Below are 9,811 nucleotides of genomic sequence, written 5' to 3' on the forward strand. Positions count from 1 at the left end.
TTCGCATCAGTCGAACCCCCCCGACCAGTCATCCATACGAAGTCCTAGACCCCTGAATCCGGATACGACAAAACGGCGCCAGTTTCGGTAAACTATTGAAGAGGCTTCGGGGGGCGGCACTCGCCCCAGGGAGCGCCAGACAGTAGTTGAGTTCAGTCCATGGCCAATCAATTCTCGACACCTTTCGATCAGGGCCTGTTCCTCGTCCACCTCAATCGCGGCCGTGAACATTTCGACTCCCGCAATTTTGCGGACGCGGCGGAGGAGCTCGAGGAGGCCAGACGTCTGCGACCGCAGGACGACTCGGTCCTGAATCTCCTCGGGCTCGCCTACTTCAAGCAGGAGAAGTACAAAGACGCCGAATCCGTCTATCGAAAGCTCATCGACCTGAACCCGAACTCGCCCACGCTCTACTTCAACCTGGGATTGATTTGCTTCAAGCTCGGCGACCTAGACCGGGCGGAGGCCACGTTCCTGAAGACTCTAGAGCTCAAGTCCGACAGTCAGAAGACGCACTTCTACCTGGGCAACGTCTACGAAAAGAAGAAACAGTACTACAACGCCATCTTCCAATACCGGAAGGCCGGCGCCAACATCATGGTAAAGCGGGTCCAGGAGAAGATCGACCACGAACGGCCACCGACGGAAGACCAGAATGACTTCATCATGGCGGCCCCGCCCTATAACGGAGATGACACCAAGCCGTCGCTTGTGGAAGACCATCGGGTGAGGACGGCCCCGGATCTCGACAGTGTCACCGTCGATCACATCGACAAGCGCAGATTCCTCTCGGCACTGCGCGAGGGCTTCGCTCCGCCCGCCGGATCGACGGACATGCAGCAGTCCTCCGCTTCCGCTCGGGATAGCGTCACCACCAAGCCGGACGCCGGACAGGTGGCCCATCTATGGACCGTCTCGGATGATCAGGAGGTAATCGTGGATCCGGGAGCCGAGCCCCGGGCGGAAAATGCGTCGCGCCCCCCACCTTCGACTGAGGGGACTCGCCTGCGGCTGTCGGAACCCATCCTTCAAGACGAGTCCCTCGCCGAGATGGCGCGGAACAAGGCGCCGACGAGCGCCAGCGACGTTCTATTCAGCGGGCGCACGGGTCCCCGTTTCCCCGCAAAGGAGCTCGCGCAAAACTACCGTTCGTCGGGAGAACGTTTTCGGGACGAGGACGACTCCGAGCTTTCCTGGCAGACCCTCGGCCCCGCCGAGCCTCACGTATACGCTCGCGGGCGCCGCAAAGACGACCTCTTCAGGTACCTCGAGTACAACCTCATGGAGGTCAACTTCTCGGGAAAGGTATTCATCAAGCTGGGCACGATCTACAGCTACAGCGGCAATCTCACGTTCTGGGTCAAGCCGCAGCGCGAGGAACGCGTGGCGCCCCTCGTCATCGTGAGCGGTACGGGGAAGCTCCTCTTGACCGATCGCCGACGTGAGATCAGTGTATTTCAAATAGAGAATGAGCAGATCTTCGTAGAGCCCTCGCACCTCCTTGCTTGTCAGGAAACGCTCACGCCGCGCTACGCGGTGGTCGAGAAGGATTCCGGAGGCAAGCCAGGTTTTCACGTGCTCATGATCGAGGGCACGGGGATGGTCGCGCTGTCCGTGGCCACCAGTCCGCTCGTGCTGACGGTGCAGCGCGAATACCCCGTCAACGTCGCGAGCTCGAGCCTGATTTCCTGGTCGGGAGATCTCACCCCAACGATCGTCGAGGACGAAGCCCTGGCCGAGATCATGCTCCCCGATCCCTCGAGTGGAATCAACCTGAGACTCGAGGGCGAAGGCCAGGTGATGGTCGAGAAGATAACTCGCCCGAGTTTTGACTAGATCCGAGGCTTACTGAAATCCTCGTCGCTCGAAGAGCACGCTCTGGCCATCTCGTCGCAACGTCGTGCTCTCCTCGCCGAACCTGGCAACCGCGTACTCCCGCATCGCTGCTTCGAACTCCCGCGCGTCGGAGGTCGTGTCCCAAACGGTACGCCAGACCAAACGATAGCCCCCACCGTTCCTGAGCACCGCGTACGAGTCGCCTCCCCACCCGGCCGCAGCCGTGTCGGCCTGACTCCCCGAGCCGCTGCCCCGCAGCAGGATTCGGATGAAAAGCTCTCCGAGGCGGCCTTCGAAATCCGGCGTCTGCCCCATCGCCTCCGGCAGTTCCACCTCGACCGGCTCATCAACGTCGTCGAGGTACTTTTCGGGGTGGAGGACCTGTTCCATCGAACGGGGAGGCCGGTGCAACATTCGGCTCAGCTCCTCGAATCCGCCTCTTTGGAAAATGATGCTCGCAAGCTTGGGACCCTCGAAATAGGGAGCGATGAGCTGCTCCTGCACGACGGGCGGTGCATCGCGAAGGGCGGGCCCGGCGAACATCGATGCAACTTCCTGCCCCGTCATGCTCTGAGAGAAGATTTGAAACAGATTCGCCATCTCGGGGCGATTCTTTGTTGCCCGTGAGCTCAGGTACTCTTGCATCATGATCGAGGCATCCCCTTCGAACAGACACAAGGCCGCGAGTCGGCGATCATCGTAGTCGCTCTCAACCTCCAGCTTCTCGCGAATCACGACGTGCTGGTCCTGAATCGCGTGGCGAAGCTCGTGTGACAGGATGAGCTGATTCATGACGTTGAGCGCGTTGCCCGAGGAGATGGCGAAGAGCTTCTTGACGCCGGGACGCTCATCGTAGAACCCGGCGACATTCTCGTTCAGCACTTTCTCTCGCAAGGACCTGAGATCCTCGCCAGCCTCGAGGAAGCCGAACCCACGCAGCATCCTCTCTTCCCGAGCCGCGAACTCCTCGGGGTATTCGTCTTCGAAGAGCTCCCGGATGTATTGCGTCAGCTGATCCCGCGACATGAAGTTGATTGGGACTTCGCTCCGGAAGGCCAGCTGACCGAGGGCCGCCACTTCCCTCTTGAGCTCGTCGGGGGCCACCGGCGGGAGTCCCAGAAGCTCACCCACTCGCTCGAGGGCCGTCGCCATTTCCGCTTCGTCGATCTGGGCGGAGACGGTGGCGCTGAAGGCCAACAGGGTGAGCATGGCGAAAACGCTCTTTCTTCCTCTCATTACCGGGAACCTCTCGTATGAAAACAGGATAGCTCCGAGACCGGCAATCTCCAACCCGGATGGGGCGCGCTACGGGCTCGAAAGACGATGGACGACACCCGAAAGAGAAGCTCGCTCTGGAGCGCTCAGTGCCGTGGCGGGAGACGAAAGTCAGGCCGCCTGGGGCTCCTTCAGGAGGGCCTCGAACCGACAGGCGTCGGCACCTTGGCCGCGGCAACTCGCTTCTTTCACCGAGTAGCAGCGAAGATCGGTCTTTCCGAGCAGTCCTTCGAAGAGCACCGCGTAGAACTGGCAACGATGTCCCGAATTGTCTGCTGGAGTACAGCAGAAGATCGAGTTCGTCACCGTCAGAATGAGCTTGTCTCCGTCCTTACCCACCGATAGCTGGGCATCCTTGTGAATGCTCCTCAACCCGGAATGGAGCAAATACTTGACGAGTCGCTCCCGCCCGAACCGAGGGAGTGCTTCGAGGAGCCGTCGCTCGATCGGAGAGAGATCCGCGTAAGCTCTTTCGGAAGCGGTCTTACCCGCGGCTTCGATGACCTTCTCGTAGAGTGCAGGGTTGCGCCTGAGGTAGCCGACGGCCCCGATGATGGTAGCCACGTGAAAACGGGTCCGTCTCGTCGATGGGTCGAACCACCGGCTGAAGACGTCCATCTCCTCGGGCGCTAGCTCCTCGATCGCCCGATGGAGGCTGGTGACGAAGAGCCTCTCGACCTGGATATCTTGAGGGCTCGTCATGACGCCTGGAAACGTTCCGAGGACCGGACACAACTCTCCGTCCATCGGCGCAGTGTTGACATACAATTCCAGATGCGGGGAGCAGTATACCAAAGGCGTCATGGAAATCGAAGGCGCGATCCTCGTGGGCGGGGAGAGCCGTCGCATGGGGCGAGACAAATCGACTTTGATTCTCGGGGGCCGTCCGGTTCTCGAGCGGCTGAAGGAGACTCTGGCTCCACTCACCTGTCGACTGCGCGTGGTGGGTGGCTCTGGTTCCGGCGCGACCGCAGGGCTCGAGCATCAGCCCGACCTCAGGCCGGGTCTCGGCCCCCTGTCGGGAATCCACAGTGCATTGAGTACCGCCCATCGGTCGAACGTTCTCGTCGTAGCCTGCGATTTGCCGTTCGTCACCACACCGTTCTTGACCGCCATCGCGAAACGCGCGTCTTCCGACGTCGAAGGGGTCGTTCCCTTGACTCGCGACGGGCCGGTGCCGGTTTGCGCCTTGTATCGGACGACGTGCTTGCGAGCGCTCGAGGCCCGGCTGGATCGTGGGGAGCTTTCCGCCCAATCCTTCGTCGAGTCGATTGCGGTGCGCTGGGTGAGACAGCGCGAGCTGCGCGCGATCGATCCCGAGGATCTCTGTCTTTTCAACATGAACGACCCCTCGGACTACGAAGCGGCCCTGGCGATCGTCGCCCGCGAAACACCCTGAGTCTCTGAGCACTAGCAGCTGACCACGACTCGTGCTCTGGAAGTTGACAGCGCTCGGCCGATGGTGCTATTTTTCAATGGAAATCTGTAACTCCCTAGAAGCTGACGTCTTGTCGCCGGGCCCGGGCCCGGGAGGAAACTTCTCTCCCTACTGCCCCGACCGGTGTCCGGTACAGGCGATCGCCGGAGAGGATCGACATAGGTGCCCGTCGGAAAACCAAGAGCATCCGTTCCCAAACGCGCCGGGGCCTCCGGTAAGAGCGGCCCCAATCCGATTGGGCTGGATCTGGGCACTAGCACCATCGTCACCGCCACCAGAAACGGCAAGGGAATAAGAGCGTCTTCGGAGCTCAACGCTTTCATCGAGCTTCCCCGCTCTCGATTCACCGAGCAGATACTTCGCCAGAACGAGATCGACTTCGTCCGGGAGGACGGCAATCTGGTCATCTTCGGGAACGGTGCCTCGCGCTTCGCCAACATGTTCAATGCCGAAACCAGGCGCCCGATGCGTCACGGCCTGGTGAACGCGGGCGAGCCCTACGCGCAGAAGCTCTTGGAAACTATCGTCAAGAAGCTGATCGGCGACCGCAAACCCAAAGGAGAGCTCGTTTGCTTCAGCGTTCCCGGCACGACGAAAGGCGCACCCACGAGTCTGGTCTACCACGAGGCTCTCATGAAGCAGATGCTCGAGAACATGGGCTTCGAGGCCCGTTCGATCAACGAGGGGCTCGCGGTGGTGTTCTCCGAGCTCGAGAAGGAGAACTTTTCGGGAATGGGCATCAGTTTCGGCGGCGGGCTCACCAATGTCTGCCTCTCCTATCTTTCCGTCCCGGTCTTCAGCTTTGCCGTGGAAAAAGGGGGTGACGACGTGGACGAAGCCGTCGGTGAGGTGACGGGTGAGACAGCCACCCGGGTGAGGACCATCAAGGAAGAAGGCCTCAACCTGGGCCACAAACCGCGCACCAAGATCGCGGGCGCGCTCCACATTTACTACGACGATCTCGTCGCCACCGTCGTCGAGGGCATTTCCGAGGCGTTCTCGAGCACCGATCGAATGCCGAAGCTCGACAAACCGTTACCGATAGTCCTCGGAGGAGGTTCGGCGCTTCCCGAGGGCTTCGGTGGACGCTTCGCCAAGACTCTGGAGGCCCAGAAGCTTCCCATTCAAATCGCCGAAGTGCGGCTGGCTAGGGAGCCTCTGACGGCCACTGCCCGGGGCGCACTGCTGGCGGCAATGTACGAGAACTGAATCCGTTAGCGGAAGGATCAAGGAGGAAATCATGGACACCCTCGCCAAAGGCGGTGAAGGTCGCGTCGGCCTCGACATCGGAACCAGCAAAATCCTGGCGATCCGCCAGAACGGCAACCAATTGAAAGCATCGACGGAGACCAACGCTTTTCTTCCTCTCCCCTACTCTCGCATCACCGAGAACGTCCTTCTGCAGAACAAGGTCCGCTACCACCAGGACAACGGCCATTTCTTCGTCTACGGAAACAGCGCCGAAAAATTCGCCGGTCTCTTCAACGCCGTGACCCGGAGGCCGATGAGCCGTGGCTTGATCAATCCCGACGAGCCCTCGGCGCTCGAGCTCATCAAGGTCATGATTGGCGGGCTGCTGAAGAAGCCCAAACTCGGAGCCGAGATCGTCCGCTACTCCGTGCCGGGTGCTCCAGCGGACACGCCGGCGGATCTCGTTTACCACGAGAAGCTGTTGGGGGCGTTCTTGACCGAGCTTGGCTACGAGGCCAAGGCCATCAACGAAGGTCTCGCGGTCGTTTTCTCCGAGCTGGAGAAAGAGCAGTTCACCGGCATCGGTATTTCCGCCGGAGGCGGTATGTGCAACGCCTGCCTCGCGTACCTCTCCGTACCGGTCGCGTCGTTTTCGATCTCGAAGGCGGGCGATTACATCGACCGGAGCGTGGGCTCGGTAACCGGGGAGTCCGCCACCCGCGTCAAGCTAATCAAGGAACAATCGCTCGATCTCAGTCGCCCTCCGAAGGACAAGGTCGAGGAGGCGCTGCACATCTATTACGACGACGTCATCCAGAGCCTGGTGGAGACGCTCAACGCAGCCGTGGCGAAGACGTCGAACGAAGCCCACAAGATCGACAAAGCAGTACCCGTCGTGCTCGCCGGCGGCACGGCCCAGCCCAGGGGTTTTCGGGAACGCTTCGAGCGATACCTGACCTCTGCGAATTGTCCCGTATCGATATCCGAAGTGCGACTGTCGGCGAACCCGACGCAGGCGACCGCGCGAGGCGCCTTCATCGCCGCGGTCTACGACAACTGATCAGGGGAGCTCGCGAGGCCGATGTCGAAGCCCCGCGCGTTCGCGGCGCTCGAGCATGGGCCGTTTCGGAGGAGGCTCGATCGCCTCTCCTCTCGAATCGTCGATCCCGTCGACAAACTGTGGTTCATCCAACGAACGCTCCGCTCCTTCGGAGAGGCCCCGACTCTGTTCCAAAGATTTCCCGCGCTCAGAACGACGGTGTTCTACTACGGTGCGCTGGAATCGATGGGGGACCTGGTGTTCGGCTCGCGAAAGGGCCACGTCGCCTTTCCCACACCGGTGTTGTGGGCTTTCTATCGCCTTCGCCACCCCGCTCTGGTCCTCATCGTGGTACTGATGGGCTATGGTGCCTTTCAGATCGGCAGTTATGGCTACCTGAGGGGCCGCGAGGGTGCGGAGTGGCTGGCCGAGCGAGTGTTCCCTTCCCCTCAGTTCACGGTCGCACCGGCAACGGCCCCGGCAGCCGGGCGCATCGGTTCGATACCCGACGACATTTGGCTCGCCTCCCGGGAGGGAGACCAAGAGCTCTGGAGCAACGGACTCCGAATCTCGACTACTTTCGAGACCCGGGGTGAGCCAAGACGTTTCTTCGCTTTTCCCCGGGATGGCTCGCCCCCGGTTCTCGCGGGACCCGCTCCGGTGGGAATCGTGTATCACGCGAGCGAAAGCGACATGGCGCCCTTCTCCAAGGAGTTCAAGGTCGACATCCTCAAGACCACGACCGATTTGCTCGGTTGGCTGAGCCGGCGCCAGATCTACCACTACGTGATCGACCGTTTCGGGCAGGTCTACCGCATCGTGTCCGACGAAAGCGCCTCGGTGCATGCCGGGATTTCCATTTGGGCGGATGACCAGAATTTCTATCTGAATCTGAACGACAGCTTCATCGGGGTGGCATTCGAAAGCGCTTGGTCCGCTGGCGGGGACGTTGTAACGACGGCGCAGATCCAGGCGGCCTCCAACCTCACCGACCTTCTCCGCCTCCGATACGGGATCTCGGATCTGAATTGCGTTCCCCACGGCCTGGTCTCGGTCAACCCCGTCAAAGGCCTCATCGGCTACCACGCCGACTGGGCACGGAATTTCCCCTTTGCCGCATTGGGTCTGTCCGACAAGTACGACGTGGCGCCTCCCAGCGTCACCGCGTTCGGATTCCGTTACGACGCGGAGCTCGTCGCGCGACTCGGCGGCAAGCTCTGGCCGGGGCTGACGCGAGCCGAGCAGGAGCTCGTCGAACGGGCCGAGACCGAAGGATTGAAACTCACAGAGCTGAGGAGCCGACTCCAGACCGAGTACCGGGGGAAACTCGCCACCGCCAATTCCCGAGGGGACTCACCGGTCGTCTCCGGTGGCGCCAGCTATTGAGAACCGCATCGACCCAAGCTCGGATTGCCCAGGTCTCGGCTCCGAGGGAGACGCCGACCGTTCACTCTGCGAGGGACCAGTGATCCGTTTGCCCTCCCAACTGGTGTCTCCGTAGAATTCACACGATGCGCTCCATCGTAATTTCTCTCCTTCTCGCCTCGAGCTCCTCGTTTGGTTGGCTTGGGGCGTCCTTGCACGCCGGATCGACGGAAAACAGCGGTTCGGATTATTGCGCCGTGGCCGCCGAAGGGAGAAAGATAGAGATCGTACGACCCGGTCCCGACGAGGAGCCAGTGGACGACGTCAACTGGTTTGCTCGGCCGGTGTGGAACGACCGAGGCGAGTGGATCATCGCCTTCGCCAGCCATGATCGAAACTACCTCTACAACCTCTCGACGGGAAGGAAGATCCGGATTCCCGACCGCTCCGACGCGGTAGCAACACCCGACGGCCGCTTCATGACCGTGCCTTCCCATTACACTCCCGACGGATATATCCGTTTCTACGATGTCGCGCGCCTGCTCGATCACCTCGACAAAGGTATCGACGCCCACGAGCTTCCGCCAGTGTTCATTCACAAACACCCGGATCTGCGAAAGGTCTACTACCAGTCGACCGCAGTCGTCCGTACCGAGACCGCGGGAAGCTCCACCCGAACCGTCTATCGCCTCATGTTCTCGGGAACGAGGGACGAGGCTCAGTTCCGAATCGTCGACTACGAGTTCGTCGAGGACTCGATGAGCGGCGCGCTCGCCGTTCATCCGAGCGGGTCGATGCGGCTCTGTCCCGAGATCACCAACGACTTGAATACGCCGTTTCTTTCTAAAGATGGGCGATACGTCGTCTCCTACACCAGCTCCAGCCAAAAGATGGAATTTTCCCCCGGGTCTTCCTTGAAGATTTTTTCCATCGCCGCCATCGATCCCGAGGAGGCCACGACAGGTTGTGAAGAGCTGGTCGATTTCGGTTTCGCCGCGGGGAAAGCCGATTTCAGCTTCGATAACTCGATGTTGACCTTCCACATCAGCAAGGGTGGCTACCTCACTCCATTCATCAACGGCGGACTCGATCCGCCGACGGTGACCGACGTCGTCATCGTGGAGCTCACCGAGGATTCTCGCGGTAACATCGACGGTTATTCTCGAGTCGCGAGGGTAACCACATCGACGCGGGAAGGAGTGGGCAGCTACTTTCCCGCGTTTCTTCCCGACGGAAAGCTATTCTACGTCTTCAACGCCGAGCCGAAAACGAGCCAGGACAACAAGCGTTTCTATTTCAAGGTCGTCGACCCCGTTGCCGAGCTCCGCGCAACCAGCGTCTTCGCCGATGCCGGCCGAACCGCGCTGGCGAGGGCGCTGGGAAAACTTTGGGAGTCGGCCTGCACTCCCGAAGCTGTACCGCTGGCACCTCACGAAGCGCCCTGGGTGTTTACGAGTCTAACGAGACCGCAATGTCTGGCACTCGTGGGCGAGCGCTGGGTCGAAGGTTATCCCACAAAAGAAAGCCTCGTCGAATTTTGCGACACGGCTCCATCGACGAAGTAAGTGTCTAATCCCTAGAGCAGGCGCCCGGCCCACGGGGGTCTCCGCAGGTTCCGCACGGGGCTTGGGCAAGCTCCCGCGCACCGAGGCTTCCCGCGCCAGCGG

The 9,811-nt window shown here is 61.0% G+C and carries 8 protein-coding genes; 6 read left to right on the forward strand and 2 right to left on the reverse strand.

The window, feature by feature from the left end; translation table 11 throughout:
- Positions 1 to 159 precede the first annotated feature (159 nt).
- Positions 160 to 1,836, forward strand: a complete 1,677-nt coding sequence (locus VEK15_29985; protein HXV64966.1) for a tetratricopeptide repeat protein — start codon at positions 160 to 162, stop codon at positions 1,834 to 1,836.
- Between the two features lie 9 nt (positions 1,837 to 1,845).
- Here VEK15_29985 and VEK15_29990 read toward each other — a convergent pair whose 3' ends face one another.
- Complete coding sequence (locus VEK15_29990; protein ID HXV64967.1) at positions 1,846 to 3,072, reverse strand: hypothetical protein; 1,227 nt, start codon at positions 3,070 to 3,072, stop codon at positions 1,846 to 1,848.
- Positions 3,073 to 3,222: 150 nt separating this feature from the next.
- Complete coding sequence (locus tag VEK15_29995; protein HXV64968.1) at positions 3,223 to 3,813, reverse strand: hypothetical protein; 591 nt, start codon at positions 3,811 to 3,813, stop codon at positions 3,223 to 3,225.
- 100 nt (positions 3,814 to 3,913) lie between these two features.
- On the opposite strand from VEK15_29995, the gene VEK15_30000 reads away from it, so the two are divergent.
- The 5 genes from VEK15_30000 (at position 3,914) to VEK15_30020 (ending at position 9,709) form a co-directional block, all read left to right on the forward strand.
- On the forward strand, positions 3,914 to 4,510 hold the full coding sequence (locus VEK15_30000) for a molybdenum cofactor guanylyltransferase (protein HXV64969.1): 597 nt from the start codon (positions 3,914 to 3,916) through the stop codon (positions 4,508 to 4,510).
- A gap of 201 nt (positions 4,511 to 4,711) precedes the next feature.
- Entirely contained in the window at positions 4,712 to 5,758 is a 1,047-nt protein-coding gene (locus VEK15_30005; GenBank protein HXV64970.1) for a hypothetical protein, read from the forward strand.
- 31 nt (positions 5,759 to 5,789) lie between these two features.
- Positions 5,790 to 6,800 carry a hypothetical protein gene (locus tag VEK15_30010; protein ID HXV64971.1) on the forward strand — a complete coding sequence of 337 codons (1,011 nt, stop codon included), beginning with the start codon at positions 5,790 to 5,792 and terminating at the stop codon, positions 6,798 to 6,800.
- 21 nt (positions 6,801 to 6,821) lie between these two features.
- A complete protein-coding gene (locus tag VEK15_30015; GenBank protein ID HXV64972.1) occupies positions 6,822 to 8,165 on the forward strand; it encodes a peptidoglycan recognition family protein in 1,344 nt (447 codons plus the stop codon).
- 125 nt (positions 8,166 to 8,290) lie between these two features.
- Positions 8,291 to 9,709, forward strand: a complete 1,419-nt coding sequence (locus VEK15_30020) for a hypothetical protein (protein HXV64973.1) — start codon at positions 8,291 to 8,293, stop codon at positions 9,707 to 9,709.
- The last annotated feature ends 102 nt before the right edge of the window (positions 9,710 to 9,811 follow it).

It is taken from the genome of Vicinamibacteria bacterium, from assembly GCA_035620555.1.
Classification (GTDB): domain Bacteria; phylum Acidobacteriota; class Vicinamibacteria; order Marinacidobacterales; family SMYC01; genus DASPGQ01.